Annotated in this window: 10 protein-coding genes; 8 read left to right on the forward strand and 2 right to left on the reverse strand. The window is 49.8% G+C overall.

Features of this window, described 5'->3' with window-relative positions; translation table 11 throughout:
- Positions 1 to 399: 399 nt before the first annotated feature.
- Complete coding sequence (gene rcsD, locus C7B16_RS06150; protein ID WP_107179490.1) at positions 400 to 3,072, forward strand: phosphotransferase RcsD; 2,673 nt, start codon at positions 400 to 402, stop codon at positions 3,070 to 3,072.
- Positions 3,073 to 3,088: 16 nt separating this feature from the next.
- Complete coding sequence (rcsB, locus tag C7B16_RS06155; RefSeq protein ID WP_001516743.1) at positions 3,089 to 3,739, forward strand: response regulator transcription factor RcsB; 651 nt, start codon at positions 3,089 to 3,091, stop codon at positions 3,737 to 3,739.
- A gap of 135 nt (positions 3,740 to 3,874) precedes the next feature.
- Here rcsB and rcsC read toward each other — a convergent pair whose 3' ends face one another.
- On the reverse strand, positions 3,875 to 6,727 hold the full coding sequence (gene rcsC, locus C7B16_RS06160; RefSeq protein ID WP_016248980.1) for a two-component system sensor histidine kinase RcsC: 2,853 nt from the start codon (positions 6,725 to 6,727) through the stop codon (positions 3,875 to 3,877).
- Between the two features lie 166 nt (positions 6,728 to 6,893).
- On the opposite strand from rcsC, the gene atoS reads away from it, so the two are divergent.
- From atoS to atoB, 6 genes are all read left to right on the forward strand, one after another.
- Positions 6,894 to 8,720 carry a two-component system sensor histidine kinase AtoS gene (gene atoS / locus C7B16_RS06165; RefSeq protein WP_107179491.1) on the forward strand — a complete coding sequence of 609 codons (1,827 nt, stop codon included), beginning with the start codon at positions 6,894 to 6,896 and terminating at the stop codon, positions 8,718 to 8,720.
- Positions 8,717 to 10,102, forward strand: a complete 1,386-nt coding sequence (atoC, locus tag C7B16_RS06170) for an acetoacetate metabolism transcriptional regulator AtoC (protein ID WP_000125306.1) — start codon at positions 8,717 to 8,719, stop codon at positions 10,100 to 10,102. Before atoS ends, atoC begins: the two co-directional genes overlap by 4 nt.
- Before the next feature lie 195 nt (positions 10,103 to 10,297).
- Complete coding sequence (gene atoD / locus C7B16_RS06175; protein WP_000850523.1) at positions 10,298 to 10,960, forward strand: acetate CoA-transferase subunit alpha; 663 nt, start codon at positions 10,298 to 10,300, stop codon at positions 10,958 to 10,960.
- A complete protein-coding gene (gene atoA, locus C7B16_RS06180) occupies positions 10,960 to 11,610 on the forward strand; it encodes an acetate CoA-transferase subunit beta (protein WP_000339068.1) in 651 nt (216 codons plus the stop codon). The genes atoD and atoA overlap by 1 nt, the downstream gene beginning before the upstream one ends.
- Positions 11,607 to 12,929, forward strand: a complete 1,323-nt coding sequence (locus C7B16_RS06185; protein ID WP_107179492.1) for a TIGR00366 family protein — start codon at positions 11,607 to 11,609, stop codon at positions 12,927 to 12,929. The genes atoA and C7B16_RS06185 overlap by 4 nt, the downstream gene beginning before the upstream one ends.
- A 30-nt stretch (positions 12,930 to 12,959) precedes the next feature.
- Positions 12,960 to 14,144 carry an acetyl-CoA acetyltransferase gene (gene atoB, locus C7B16_RS06190; RefSeq protein WP_016248982.1) on the forward strand — a complete coding sequence of 395 codons (1,185 nt, stop codon included), beginning with the start codon at positions 12,960 to 12,962 and terminating at the stop codon, positions 14,142 to 14,144.
- A 73-nt stretch (positions 14,145 to 14,217) separates the two neighbouring features.
- Here atoB and C7B16_RS06195 read toward each other — a convergent pair whose 3' ends face one another.
- Positions 14,218 to 14,994, reverse strand: coding sequence for a YfaP family protein (locus C7B16_RS06195; protein WP_001225842.1), 777 nt, complete (start codon positions 14,992 to 14,994; stop codon positions 14,218 to 14,220).
- Position 14,995: the final 1 nt, after the last annotated feature.

Genomic DNA, 14,995 nt, shown 5'->3' on the forward strand with positions numbered 1-14,995 from the left:
TATCATCATTAACTTTATTTATTACCGTCATTCATTTCTGAATGTCTGTTTACCCCTATTTCAACCGGATGCATCGCATCCGGTTTTTTTTACCCTTCTTTACACAACTTTTATTTTCTTGTGCTACCCATGCAAAATTATAACAAGTGTTAATAATTTCACATAAAATTAACAATATTATAATTCCCCGCCATCTTTCCTTATTTGTAATTAACTTTGTTCTTTTTGCAGATTATTTGTACAAAAAAATGCCGCATGTACATCTCTTTCCCATCGTGCAAAAGGATAAATATCATTGGGGAAGAGAGAACCATCTATCTGGTAATAGTCTGGAATTTCGCTCTATACCCTTTATACTGCCCTATCACTTCGAGAAGTTTTAACAGGTCATAAACACGAATGCGTCAGAAAGAGACAACGGCCACGACCCGCTTTTCACTCCTACCGGGGAGCATTACCCGCTTCTTTTTACTGTTGATCATTGTGTTACTTGTGACGATGGGAGTGATGGTACAAAGCGCCGTCAACACCTGGCTAAAAGATAAAAGCTACCAGATTGTCGACATTACCCATGCTATACAAAAGCGTGTCGATACCTGGCGTTACGTGACCTGGCAGATCTACGACAACATCGCTGCGACGACTTCGTCTTCCACCAGTGAAGGTTTGCAAGAAACGCGTCTGAAACAGGATGTCTATTATCTGGAAAAACCACGCCGCAAAACAGAAGCCCTGATCTTTGGTTCTCACGACAATTCAACGCTTGAGATGACCCAACGAATGTCTACTTATCTGGACACATTATGGGGCGCAGAAAATGTACCGTGGTCGATGTATTATCTGAACGGCCAGGATAACAGCCTGGTGTTGATCTCTACTCTGCCATTAAAAGATCTCACTTCTGGTTTCAAAGAGTCGACCGTCAGTGACATTGTCGACTCACGTCGCGCGGAGATGCTGCAACAGGCCAATGCACTGGATGAACGCGAAAGTTTTTCTAATCTGCGTCGTCTTGCCTGGCAGAACGGCCATTACTTTACCTTGCGTACCACCTTTAACCAGCCAGGACATCTGGCGACGGTGGTTGCATTTGATCTGCCTATTAATGACCTGATCCCGCCGGGGATGCCGCTGGATAGCTTCCGTCTTGAGCCAGAAGCGGGCGCAACGGGTAACAATAATAATGAGAAAGAAGCCGCAGACAGCGTCAGCATTAACTTCAACAGTTCTAAAATTGAAATCTCTTCGGCGCTCAACTCCACCGATATGCGATTGGTCTGGCAGGTTCCTTACGGCACTTTACTGCTGGATACATTGCAAAACATTCTGCTGCCACTGCTACTGAACATCGGTTTGCTGGCGCTGGCGCTTTTTGGTTATACCACCTTTCGCCATTTCTCCGGCCGCACCACGGAAAGAGCCCCCAGTACTGCAGTGAATAACGAACTGCGTATTTTGCGGGCAATAAATGAAGAGATTGTGTCACTCCTACCGCTCGGCCTGCTGGTTCACGATCAGGAATCGAATCGCACAGTAATAAGCAATAAGATTGCCGACCATCTGCTACCGCATTTGAATCTGCAAAATATCACCACTATGGCAGAGCAACATCAGGGAATCATTCAGGCGACTGTTAATAACGAACTGTATGAGATTCGCATGTTCCGCAGCCAGGTAGCGCCGCGTACACAAATCTTCATTATTCGCGATCAGGATCGCGAAGTGCTGGTAAACAAGAAACTCAAGCAGGCACAGCGTCTGTATGAGAAAAATCAGCAGGGCCGGATGGCTTTTATGCAAAACATTGGTAACGCACTGAAGGAGCCAGCCCGGGGGCTTGCAGAAAGCGCAGCAAAACTTAACTCGCCGGAAAGCAAACAACTGGCGAATCAGGCGGACGTATTAGTACGACTGGTTGATGAAATTCAGTTAGCGAACATGCTGGCGGACGATAGCTGGAAGAGCGAGACTGCGCTTTTCTCCGTGCAGGATTTAATTGATGAAGTGGTGCCTTCTGTATTGCCTGCGATCAAACGCAAAGGTCTGCAACTACTGATTAACAATCATCTGAAAGCACATGACGTGCGCCGTGGCGATCGTGATGCCTTACGCCATATTTTGCTGCTGCTGATGCAATATGCCGTCACCTCAACGCAACTGGGGAAAATTACCCTCGAGGTTGATCAGGATGAATCCTCCGAAGAACGTCTGACTTTCCGTATTCTGGACACCGGAGATGGTGTAAGTATTCATGAAATGGATAATTTACATTTCCCGTTCATCAACCAGACCCAGAGCGATCGCTATGGTAAGGCAGACCCGCTGGCATTCTGGTTGAGTGATCAACTGGCGCGCAAACTGGGCGGTCATTTAAACATCAAAACACGGGACGGCCTTGGTACACGCTACTCCGTGCATATCAAAATGCTCCCGGCAGACCCGGACGTTGAAGAGGCAGAGGAACGTTTACTGGATGATGTCACCGTGATGGTGGATGTAACTTCTACAGAAATTCGGAATATTGTCACTCGCCAGTTAGAAAATTGGGGTGCAACCTGTATCACACCCGATGAAAGATTAATTAGTCAGGATTATGATATCTTTTTAACGGATAATCCGTCTAATCTTACTGCCTCTGGCTTGCTTTTAAGCGATGATGAGTCTGGCGTACGGGAAATTGGGCCTGGTCAATTGTGCGTCAATTTCAATATGAGCAATGCTATGCAGGAAGCAGTCTTACAATTAATTGAAGTGCAACTGGCGCAGGAAGAGGTGACAGAATCGCCTATGGGTGGAGATGAAAATGCGCAACTCCATGCCAGCGGCTATTATGCGCTCTTTGTAGACACAGTACCGGATGATGTTAAGAGGCTATATACTGAAGCAGCAACCAGTGACTTTGCTGCATTAGCCCAAACGGCTCATCGTCTTAAAGGCGTATTTGCCATGCTAAATCTGGTACCCGGCAAGCAGTTATGTGAAACGCTGGAACATCTTATTCGTGAGAAGGATGTTCCAGGAACAGAAAAATACATCAGCGACATTGACAGCTATGTCAAGAGCTTGCTGTAGCAAGGTAGCCTATTACATGAACAATATGAACGTAATTATTGCCGATGACCATCCGATAGTACTGTTCGGTATTCGAAAATCACTTGAACAAATTGAGTGGGTGAATGTTGTCGGCGAATTTGAAGATTCCACAGCACTGATCAACAATCTGCCGAAACTGGACGCGCACGTGTTGATTACCGATCTCTCCATGCCTGGAGATAAATACGGTGACGGGATCACCTTGATCAAATACATCAAGCGCCATTTCCCAAGCCTGTCGATCATTGTTCTGACCATGAACAACAACCCGGCAATTCTTAGTGCGGTACTGGACCTGGATATCGAAGGGATCGTACTGAAGCAAGGCGCGCCTACGGATCTGCCGAAAGCCCTCGCCGCGTTGCAAAAAGGCAAGAAATTTACCCCAGAAAGCGTTTCTCGTTTGCTGGAGAAAATCAGTGCCAGTGGTTACGGCGACAAGCGTCTCTCGCCTAAAGAGAGTGAAGTACTGCGCCTGTTTGCAGAAGGTTTCCTGGTTACCGAGATTGCCAAAAAGCTCAACCGCAGCATCAAGACCATTAGCAGCCAGAAGAAATCCGCGATGATGAAGCTGGGCGTCGAGAACGATATCGCCCTGCTGAACTATCTTTCTTCTGTTACCTTAAGTCCGGCGGATAAAGAGTAATTTAGCCAGCCAACAGGTCGGATGCGGTGTAAACACCTTATCCGGCCTACAAATCCCAATATTTCAATAGATTGCACAAACGCAGGCCTGATACGACGTGCCAGCGTCGCATCAGACATTTACACCGACCGCACCCTACGATGATTTCCGCGCTTTCCTGACTCTTTCGGCATACATCGTCAGCGTCTGTTTTATGACATCCAGCGTCACCGGCTTCGACAGACAACTATCCATCCCGGACTCCAGGCATCGCTGCTTCTCTTCGGCCAACGCATTGGCTGTCACCCCGATTACCGGCAATGTTAGCCCCAATTGGCGAATACGCTGCGTTAACCGGTAACCATCCATATTCGGCATGTTAACGTCACTAAGCACGATATCAATGTGATTCTTGCTAAGAACATTAAGCGCATCGATACCATCATTCGCGGTCTTACACTGATAACCCAACGATCCGAGCTGATCGGCCAATAAGCGACGGTTAATAGGATGATCATCAACCACCAGAATCATCATGTCGTCGTTGCTGGTAGACTCTTTGTCCGCCAGCGGCAGAACGTTGCCAGGATCATCATTTTCCATCTCAACCCGATAGATACGCGCCAGTAGCACAGGCAGTTCATGCGACGAAGCAACGCTATGCTCCCATTCACCGGGCGCTCTTTCCAGCGGAATGCCAATATGTCGGCGGCAGAAAGTCACCACCGCTCTGCCCTGCCATTTTTCACTCAGCGGCTCATCAGTAATCAACACATCCTCAGGTGACGGTTCCTGACCTTCATATGTTGTAACGACTACACCACTGCGCTGCAAACTGGTTTCGATAAATTGGCATAGCGACGCATTGCGTACCGCCAACCAACAGCGTTTACCCGTTAACCCTTCAACGCCTTTTTTATGTGGATATTGTGCGCCGTACAGTGGAATACGCACGGTAAACTGGCTTCCCATACCAGGTTCAGACTCCACCGAGATGTCACCGTCCATCATGCTGATCAATTTTTCACAAATCGCCAACCCCAGACCGGTTCCCTGGAAGTTACGCTGAACGCCTGTCCCCACCTGGAAGAAGGGATCAAACAGCCGCACCACTTCTTTCGCCGGGATACCCACGCCGGTATCGCGAACGCGAATAGAAAGATAATCACCATCGGCACGGACATGCAGAACAATGCAGCCTGTATCGGTAAATTTTATGGCGTTACTCAACAGGTTGGAGATGACCTGCTGTAAACGCATCGGATCACCGTTTAAAGTTACCGGCACATCCGGTTCAATAAAGCAGTACAAACCAAGCTGTTTACGCACCACCAGCGGCAAATAGTTGGCGGTGATATGGTTCATCACTTCACGCGGTGAAAACTCACGCGGTTCTATCTTCAACTGTTCCGATTCAATCTTCGAAAAATCGAGAATGTCGCTGATAATTTTCAACAGCAGACTGGAAGAGTTGTTCATTGCCGTCACCAGACGGTCAACGCCTTTCGGTAACTCTTTAGTTTGCAATAGATCCAGGTTACCGATAATGCCGTACAGTGGTGTACGCAGCTCGTGGCTGACGGTAGCAAGGAACATCGATTTCGATTGGCTCGCCTGTTCTGCTGCCTGCGCCATCTCTTGCAGCGACTCTTCCATCTTCACACGTGAAGAAACATCGACAAGTACGCAAATCGCCACGTTTTCATTACGATAGCGCGAATGGACGAAACTGATTTGCAGATTGGTATTGTTGCTGGTCAGGACATCGACAAAATTGACCTGTTGACCGCAAATAATTTGCGTCAGCCGCTGGCGATCCTCATGCGTAAGCATATTGAGATAGGTATGCGCCAGTTCGTTACTCAAAATATTGACGCCATCAGCGGTACGCAAAATGCAGATCCCGACCGGCGCGGAGGCGACAATCTTGCGGTTAAACTGCTCATGCTCCTCCAGACGCTGGGCGTCGCTTTCCGCCGGAATGAAAATACGCCGCTCATACATCCGCGCGAGAGTAAACAACGCAGCCCCGGTGATCACATTGAGCAAAATCGCGTTGAGGATCAGCATACGTATGCGTTCCAGCACCTGATCAACGGGCACCGAGTAAACAATGCTTAACGATGACGGCGGCAGATTTTTCTTCAGCACCAGCTCATGGAAACCTGGTGTATAACCGAACCAGGAGCGTTCCTGCATCCAACGCGGTTCAGCTTTGATTTTACTTTCCGGTCCGGTCAACGAAATCAGGGTATGACCATTCTCATCAAGGATGGTGACTCCCATCGGTAATGTACCCGGTAAAAAGAAGTTCTCCATCCGAATGGTTTGTTCAACGCCCAACAAGGCCTGCAAACGGTTCGCCAGATAAACCGGCGTCAGCGCGTAGAAATACCCGACGCCAGGGCGCGGGCCTTCGCTGATCCAATAGAGGTTGCTGCCACTGTCATCCTGCGGCGCATTACGATACTTATTGATGCGCTCATGCAGAGCTTTCAAGGCGGTATCGCGTTCGACAGGCATATCACGCAAACCAAAGTTTGCCATGCAGAGGTTATCGCTGCCGATCAAAAATACGCGGTTGAGATCGTAAGCTGCAGAGAAATTATCGCGCCAGTAGCGCATAAACCATGCCAGCGACTCCAGAGATCCCCGCCAGGTGTTACTCATCGCGGAACAGTCAGAATCGGCAAACAGCGGTTCGAACTCGGGCACATCCGTTTGCGTTTCCCGCCCACGCGGGGAAAGTACGCCGTTTTCTGCAGACAAGCGATTTTCGGCAATGTACTTCAGCTCTTTCATCACATCAGAAGTGCGTTGGATAAACCGCTGAGCCTGATCGGAGCTCAGGTTAAATTCCTGACGAATCTCAGATTCTCGCTGATGCAGAGCATTGACGATGTAAAACACTGATGAGAAAGCAATCAACAGCCAGAGCAATAACGCCAATGCTCTGAACATATAGCGCGAAACTTTCAGGGTTGTACGAAAAGAAGCAAGGTATTTCAAAGGGGCGAAGCTCCGCCTCAGGTGACCGATGGAGTGTGGTTAAGGTAGCGGTAAAAACGTGCCACCGCAATGTTCTGTCATCCCGGTAATATGATACACCGCCGAGAAATCATCACTTTAACCCCCGATAATCGTCATATACCGGACAAGATTGGTGGATTTCAGCATGAATTATATGAAGTGGATTTATCCACGCCGCTTACGCAATCAAATGATCCTGATGGCAATCCTGATGGTCATTGTCCCAACGCTTACTATTGGTTATATCGTAGAAACGGAAGGACGTTCAGCAGTCTTATCTGAAAAAGAGAAAAAACTTTCTGCCGTGGTCAATCTGCTTAATCAGGCGCTAGGCGATCGCTACGATCTCTACAACAACTTACCGCGTGAAGAGCGTATCCGCGCATTGAACGCAGAACTTGCTCCCATTACCGAAAATATCACTCACGCCTTCCCTGGGATAGGTGCTGGTTATTACAACAAGACGCTGGATGCGATAATCACCTACGCGCCTTCAGCGCTATATCAGAATAATGTGGGCGTTACTATCGCCGCAGATCACCCTGGTCGCGAAGTAATGCGTACAAATACACCTTTAGTTTATTCAGGCAGGCAAGTTCGCGGCGATATTCTGAATTCAATGATTCCCATTGAACGTAATGGTGAAGTCCTCGGTTATATCTGGGCCAATGAATTAACCGAAGATATTCAACGCCAGGCCTGGAAAATGGATGTGAGGATTATCATTGTGCTCACCGCCGGTTTGCTGATTAGCCTGCTGTTGATTGTGCTCTTCTCCCGTCGCCTGAGCGCCAATATAGATATCATCACCGATGGCCTCTCGACTCTGGCACAAAATATTCCTACCCGATTACCACAATTGCCCGGTGAAATGGGGCAAATCAGCCAGAGTGTTAACAACCTCGCCCAGGCACTGCGTGAAACGCGGACACTTAACGATCTGATTATTGAAAACGCTGCCGATGGCGTCATTGCCATTGACCGCCAGGGTGATGTAACCACCATGAACCCCGCAGCAGAAATCATCACTGGCTATCAACGTCATGAACTGGTAGGGCAGCCTTACGCCATGTTGTTCGACAATACTCAGTTCTACAGTCCTGTACTGGATACGCTGGAACATGGCACCGAACACGTGGCACTGGAAATCAGTTTTCCAGGCCGTGACCGCACCATTGAACTCAGTGTCACTACCAGTCGTATTCATAACACGCATGGTGAAATGATAGGTGCTTTGGTGATTTTCTCTGATTTAACTGCCCGAAAAGAAACCCAACGCCGCATGGCGCAAGCTGAACGCCTCGCCACCCTGGGTGAACTGATGGCAGGCGTGGCGCATGAAGTACGTAATCCGCTGACGGCTATCCGTGGTTATGTGCAGATCCTACGCCAACAAACCAGTGACCTAATACATCAGGAATATCTGTCCGTTGTGCTCAAAGAAATCGACTCAATTAACAAAGTCATTCAGCAATTGCTCGATTTTTCACGCCCACGCCACAGTCAATGGCAACAAGTCAGCCTTAATGCATTGATTGAAGAAACTCTGGTACTGGTGCAAACAGCCGGAGTACAAGCGCGGGTCGACTTCATAAGCGAACTGGATGATGAATTAAGCCTGATTAGCGCCGATCGTGAACTGCTCAAACAGGTACTACTGAATATCCTGATCAATGCCGTCCAGGCTATCAGTGCACGAGGGAAAATTCGCATTCGAACCTGGCAGTACAGTGACTCACAACAGGCCATTTCGATAGAAGACAACGGCTGTGGCATTGATCTCTCGCTGCAAAAAAAGATCTTCGATCCCTTTTTCACCACCAAAGCCTCAGGAACAGGGCTTGGTCTGGCGTTAAGTCAGCGCATCATTAACGCCCATCAGGGGGATATTCGCGTGGCCAGTTTGCCGGGCTGCGGCGCAACCTTCACCCTTATTTTACCGATCAACCCGCAGGGAAATCAGACCGTATGACCGCTATTAATCGCATCCTTATTGTTGATGATGAAGATAATGTTCGCCGTATGCTAAGCACCGCTTTTGCACTACAAGGATACGAAACACATTGTGCGAACAACGGACGCACAGCATTACAACTGTTTGCCGATATTCACCCTGACGTGGTGCTGATGGATATCCGCATGCCAGAGATGGACGGCATCAAGGCACTAAAGGAGATGCGCAGCCGTGAAACCCGAACCCCCGTTATTCTGATGACGGCCTATGCTGAAGTGGAAACCGCCGTCGAAGCACTACGTTGCGGTGCCTTCGACTATGTTATCAAACCGTTTGATCTCGATGAGTTGAATTTAATCGTTCAGCGAGCTTTACAACTCCAGTCAATGAAAAAAGAGATCCGCCATCTGCACCAGGCACTGAGCACCAGTTGGCAATGGGGGCACATTCTCACCAACAGCCCGGCGATGATGGACATCTGCAAAGACACCGCCAAAATTGCCCTTTCTCAGGCCAGCGTCTTGATTAGCGGTGAAAGTGGCACCGGAAAAGAATTGATTGCCAGAGCGATTCACTACAATTCGCGGCGGGCAAAGGGGCCATTTATTAAAGTCAACTGCGCGGCGCTACCGGAATCGTTGCTCGAAAGTGAACTGTTTGGTCATGAAAAAGGCGCATTTACTGGTGCACAATCCTTGCGTCAGGGATTATTTGAACGCGCCAACGAAGGTACTCTGCTCCTCGACGAAATTGGCGAAATGCCGCTGGTACTGCAAGCCAAATTACTACGCATTCTTCAGGAACGGGAATTTGAACGGATAGGCGGCCATCAAACCATAAAAGTTGATATCCGCATCATTGCTGCCACCAACCGCGACTTGCAGGCAATGGTTAAAGAAGGCACTTTCCGTGAAGATCTCTTTTATCGCCTTAACGTTATTCATTTAATACTGCCACCTCTGCGCGATCGTCGGGAAGATATTTCCCTGTTAGCTAATCACTTTTTGCAAAAATTCAGTAGTGAGAATCAGCGCGATATTATCGATATCGATCCGATGGCAATGTCACTGCTTACAGCCTGGTCATGGCCGGGAAATATTCGTGAGCTTTCCAACGTCATTGAACGCGCCGTCGTGATGAATTCAGGCCCGATCATTTTTTCTGAGGATCTTCCGCCGCAGATTCGTCAGCCTGTCTGTAGCGCTGGTGAGGCCAAAACAGCCCCTGCCGGTGAGCGTAATTTAAAAGAGGAAATTAAACGCGTCGAAAAACGCATCATTATGGAAGTTCTGGAACAACAGGACGGCAACCGAACCCGCACGGCTTTAATGCTGGGCATCAGTCGCCGTGCATTGATGTATAAACTTCAGGAATACGGTATCGATCCGGCGGATGTATAACACCAAAACTTGCTATGCAGTAATTTGCACAGTGCGCAAATTTCTGCATAGCCGAACATTCACCTTCGTCATCCCCTTCTAATTTACCCTTTATTATTCAACCAGTTAAAAAACAACAGCAAATATTCTCATTCTGGCACTCCCCTTGCTATTCCCTGACTGTACCCACAACGGTGTATGCAAGAGGGATAAATAATGAAAACAAAATTGATGACATTACAAGACGCCTCCGGCTTCTTTCGTGACGGCATGACCATCATGGTGGGCGGATTTATGGGGATTGGCACTCCATCCCGCCTGGTTGAAGCATTACTGGAATCAGGCGTTCGCGACCTGACATTGATAGCCAATGATACCGCGTTTGTTGATACCGGCATCGGCCCGCTCATCGTCAATGGTCGTGTCCGCAAAGTGATTGCTTCACATATCGGCACCAACCCGGAAACAGGTCGGCGCATGATATCTGGTGAAATGGACGTCGTTCTGGTGCCACAAGGTACGCTAATCGAGCAAATTCGCTGTGGTGGTGCCGGACTTGGTGGCTTTCTCACTCCAACCGGTGTCGGAACCGTCGTAGAGGAAGGCAAACAGACGCTGACACTCGACGGCAAAACCTGGTTACTTGAGCGTCCACTGCGCGCCGACCTGGCGCTAATTCGCGCTCATCGTTGCGACACACTTGGCAACCTGACCTATCAACTTAGCGCCCGCAACTTTAACCCCCTGATTGCCCTTGCGGCTGATATCACGCTGGTAGAGCCAGATGAACTGGTCGAAACCGGAGAGTTGCAACCTGACCATATTGTCACCCCTGGTGCCGTTATCGACCACATCATCGTTTCACAGGAGAGCAAATAATGGATGCGAAACAACGTATTGCGCGCCGTGTGGCGCAAGAGCTTCGTGATGGTGACATCGTGAATCTGGGCATTGGTCTGCCGACGATGGTCGCCAACTATTTGCCAGAAGGCATTCATATCACTCTGCAATCGGAAAACGGTTTTTTGGGACTAGGCCCGGTGACAACGGCACACCCTGATCTGGTGAACGCTGGCGGACAGCCATGCGGTGTTTTGCCTGGAGCAGCCATGTTTGACAGCGCCATGTCATTTGCACTGATCCGCGGCGGCCATATTGATGCCTGCGTGCTCGGTGGTTTACAGGTAGACGAAGAAGCCAACCTCGCGAACTGGGTAGTGCCTGGGAAAATGGTGCCCGGTATGGGGGGAGCGATGGATCTGGTGACCGGGTCGCGCAAAGTGATCATTGCCATGGAACATTGCGCCAAAGATGGTTCACCAAAAATCTTGCGCCGCTGCACCATGCCGCTCACTGCGCAACACGCGGTGCATATGCTGGTAACAGAACTGGCAGTCTTTCGTTTCGTTGACGGCAAAATGTGGCTCACCGAAATTGCCGACGGATGTGATTTAGCCACCGTGCGTGCCAAAACCGAAGCTCATTTTGAAGTAGCCACCGATCTGAATACGCAACGGGGTGATTTATGATTGGTCGCATCTCGCGTTTTATGACGCGTTTTGTCAGCCGGTGGCTTCCCGATCCCCTGATCTTTGCCATGTTGCTGACGTTGCTAACATTCGTGATCGCGCTTTGGTTAACACCACAAACGCCGATCAACATGGTGAAATTGTGGGGTGACGGTTTCTGGAACTTGCTGGCGTTCGGTATGCAGATGGCGCTTATCATCGTTACCGGTCATGCCCTTGCCAGCTCCGCTCCGGTGAAAAGCTTGCTGCGTACTGCCGCCTCCGCTGCAAAGACGCCCGTACAGGGCGTCATGCTGGTCACTTTCTTTGGCTCAGTCGCTTGTGTCATCAACTGGGGATTTGGTCTGGTTGTTGGCGCAATGTTCGCCCGTGAAGTCGCCCGGCGAGTACCCGGTTCTGATTATCCGTTGCTCATTGCCTGCGCCTACATTGGTTTTCTCACCTGGGGCGGCGGCTTCTCTGGCTCAATGCCTCTGTTGGCTGCCACACCGGGCAACCCGGTTGAGCATATCGCCGGGCTTATCCCGGTGGGCGATACTCTGTTCAGTGGTTTTAACATTTTCATCACTGTGGCATTGATTGTGGTGATGCCGTTTATCACCCGCATGATGATGCCAAAACCGTCAGACGTGGTGAGTATCGATCCGAAACTACTCCAGGAAGAGGCTGATTTTCAGAAGCAGCTACCGAAAGATGCCCCACCATCCGAGCGACTGGAGGAAAGTCGCATCCTGACGTTGATCATTGGTGCACTCGGTATCGCTTACCTGGCGATGTACTTCATCGAACATGGTTTCAACATCACCATAAATACCGTCAATCTGATGTTTATGATTGCGGGCCTGCTACTGCATAAAACACCAATGGCTTATATGCGTGCTATCAGTGCGGCAGCACGCAGTACCGCCGGTATTCTGGTGCAATTCCCCTTCTACGCCGGGATCCAGTTAATGATGGAACACTCAGGCCTCGGCGGACTCATTACCGAATTTTTCATCAATGTCGCAAATAAGGACACCTTCCCGGTAATGACCTTCTTTAGCTCTGCGCTGATCAACTTCGCCGTACCTTCTGGCGGTGGTCACTGGGTTATTCAGGGGCCATTTGTGATACCCGCAGCCCAGGCACTGGGCGCAGATCTGGGTAAATCCGTAATGGCGATCGCCTACGGCGAGCAATGGATGAACATGGCCCAACCGTTCTGGGCGCTGCCAGCACTGGCAATCGCCGGACTCGGTGTCCGCGACATCATGGGCTATTGCATCACTGCCCTGCTCTTCTCCGGCGTCATTTTCGTCATTGGTTTAACGCTGTTCTGACGGCAACTCTACAGACAGAAGGAATATAAAATGAAAAATTGTGTCATCGTCAGTGCGGTACGTACTGCCATCGGTAGTTTTAACGGTTCACTCGCCTCCACCAGCGCTATCGATCTAGGGGCAACGGTGATCCAGGCCGCCATTGAACGCGCAAAAATTGACTCACAACACGTAGATGAAGTGATTATGGGTAACGTCCTGCAGGCGGGTTTAGGGCAAAACCCGGCGCGTCAGGCATTGCTTAAAAGCGGGCTGGCAGAAACGGTGTGCGGATTTACGATCAACAAAGTGTGTGGCTCGGGTCTGAAAAGCGTGGCGCTTGCCGCCCAGGCGATTCAGGCCGGTCAGGCGCAGAGCATCGTCGCGGGTGGAATGGAGAACATGAGTTTAGCGCCCTACTTACTCGATGCAAAAGCACGCTCAGGTTATCGTCTGGGAGACGGACAGGTTTATGACGTAATCCTGCGCGATGGTCTGATGTGCGCCACCCACGGTTATCATATGGGGATTACCGCCGAAAACGTGGCCAAACAGTACGGAATTACCCGTGAAATGCAGGATGAACTGGCACTAAATTCACAGCGTAAAGCGGCAGCGGCAATTGAATCTGGTGCTTTTACAGCCGAAATTGTCCCGGTAAATGTCGTCACACGGAAGAAAACCATCGTCTTCGATCGCGATGAATTCCCGAAAGCAGATTCTACTGCAGAAGCTCTGGCTGCATTGCGCCCGGCCTTCGACAAAGCCGGAACGGTCACTGCCGGGAATGCTTCAGGCATTAACGACGGTGCTGCCGCACTGGTGATTATGGAAGAATCGGCGGCGCTGGCGGCAGGCCTTAAACCACTGGCTCGCATTAAAAGCTATGCCAGCGGCGGCGTGGCTCCCGCGTTGATGGGAATGGGGCCAGTACCTGCCACACAAAAAGCGTTACAACTGGCAGGGCTGCAACTGGCAGATATTGATCTTATCGAAGCCAATGAAGCGTTTGCTGCGCAGTTCCTTGCCGTAGGGAAAACCCTGGGCTTTGATCCTGAGAAAGTGAATGTTAACGGCGGGGCTATCGCGCTCGGGCATCCTATCGGTGCCAGCGGTGCACGTATTCTGGTCACTCTGTTACATGCAATGCAGGCACGCGATAAAACGCTGGGGCTGGCAACGCTATGTATTGGTGGTGGTCAGGGAATTGCGATGGTGATTGAACGGTTGAATTAATAAACAAAAACGCCCGATAGCGAAAGTCATCGGGCGTTTTCTTAAACAACGACAGTGAAGGTAACCTCATTAATTACCAGTCAAAACTTTTCACCAGCGTCAGTTCACCAGCATTACGCATCGGGACAACAAAAGTTTCCTGTTTTTCATTGACCGAGCCTTCATCAGTGATGAGCGTCAGTTGAGCAGTCGTCAATTCCGTTTCGCTGCGTCCGCCATAGTAGTTGATATACACCTGATAGCGCCCGTGAATCGGCGCAGGCATAGCGAAAATCTCTGGTCCGTAACCTGTCGTGACATCCATATCCAGTGCGCCACTATTTTTCAGCGCTGTATTACCGTACCAGGCGTGTTCACCATCCGGCGTGACGACATGGAGATCGAGATCGGTATTATCCGTATCCCATGAAAGAACTAACCGTAAACGCGCGCGAATTGCACCAGCCCCCGGTGTAGAGTAAAACTGCATTTTTTGTCGGCTTTGCCCATCGGGGCTGATGACCTGCACACTGTTGCTGCCTTCGGTGAAAATATAAGGGCGCGCAAATGAACCATCAGATTCAATTCTCTGCGGCATACTGGCACCGTTGACCACCAATCGCCCCTGCTGGGTTTTGCCCGCCGCAGCATAATTTTTTATTTTGCCGCGGATCTGCGCAGAGATATTTTGATCATCAGCCATATTGACGGACGACGCGGGGTAATTGATCGATTGTGAAAAACTGGCATCTTCACCCTCTGCCGGATGCCAGCCAGAAAGCGGTGCATCAATTTCGACTTCCTGCACTCCTTCGCTGTGGGCAACAGGCGAAAGTGCCACCAGTAACAACGGAAGAAATATCTTTCGCATA

This window comes from Escherichia sp. 20412-1 (genome assembly GCF_003027595.1).
Lineage (GTDB): Bacteria > Pseudomonadota > Gammaproteobacteria > Enterobacterales > Enterobacteriaceae > Escherichia > Escherichia marmotae.

Coding starts and splice junctions, on each gene's coding strand:
- C7B16_RS06185 (WP_107179492.1), top strand. CDS start 11,607: ATGATTGGTCGCATCTCGCGTTTTATGACGCGTTTTGTCAGCCGGTGG.
- atoS (WP_107179491.1), top strand. CDS start 6,894: ATGAATTATATGAAGTGGATTTATCCACGCCGCTTACGCAATCAAATG.
- atoD (WP_000850523.1), top strand. CDS start 10,298: ATGAAAACAAAATTGATGACATTACAAGACGCCTCCGGCTTCTTTCGT.
- atoB (WP_016248982.1), top strand. CDS start 12,960: ATGAAAAATTGTGTCATCGTCAGTGCGGTACGTACTGCCATCGGTAGT.
- atoA (WP_000339068.1), top strand. CDS start 10,960: ATGGATGCGAAACAACGTATTGCGCGCCGTGTGGCGCAAGAGCTTCGT.
- rcsD (WP_107179490.1), top strand. CDS start 400: ATGCGTCAGAAAGAGACAACGGCCACGACCCGCTTTTCACTCCTACCG.
- C7B16_RS06195 (WP_001225842.1), bottom strand. CDS start 14,994: ATGCGAAAGATATTTCTTCCGTTGTTACTGGTGGCACTTTCGCCTGTT.
- atoC (WP_000125306.1), top strand. CDS start 8,717: ATGACCGCTATTAATCGCATCCTTATTGTTGATGATGAAGATAATGTT.
- rcsB (WP_001516743.1), top strand. CDS start 3,089: ATGAACAATATGAACGTAATTATTGCCGATGACCATCCGATAGTACTG.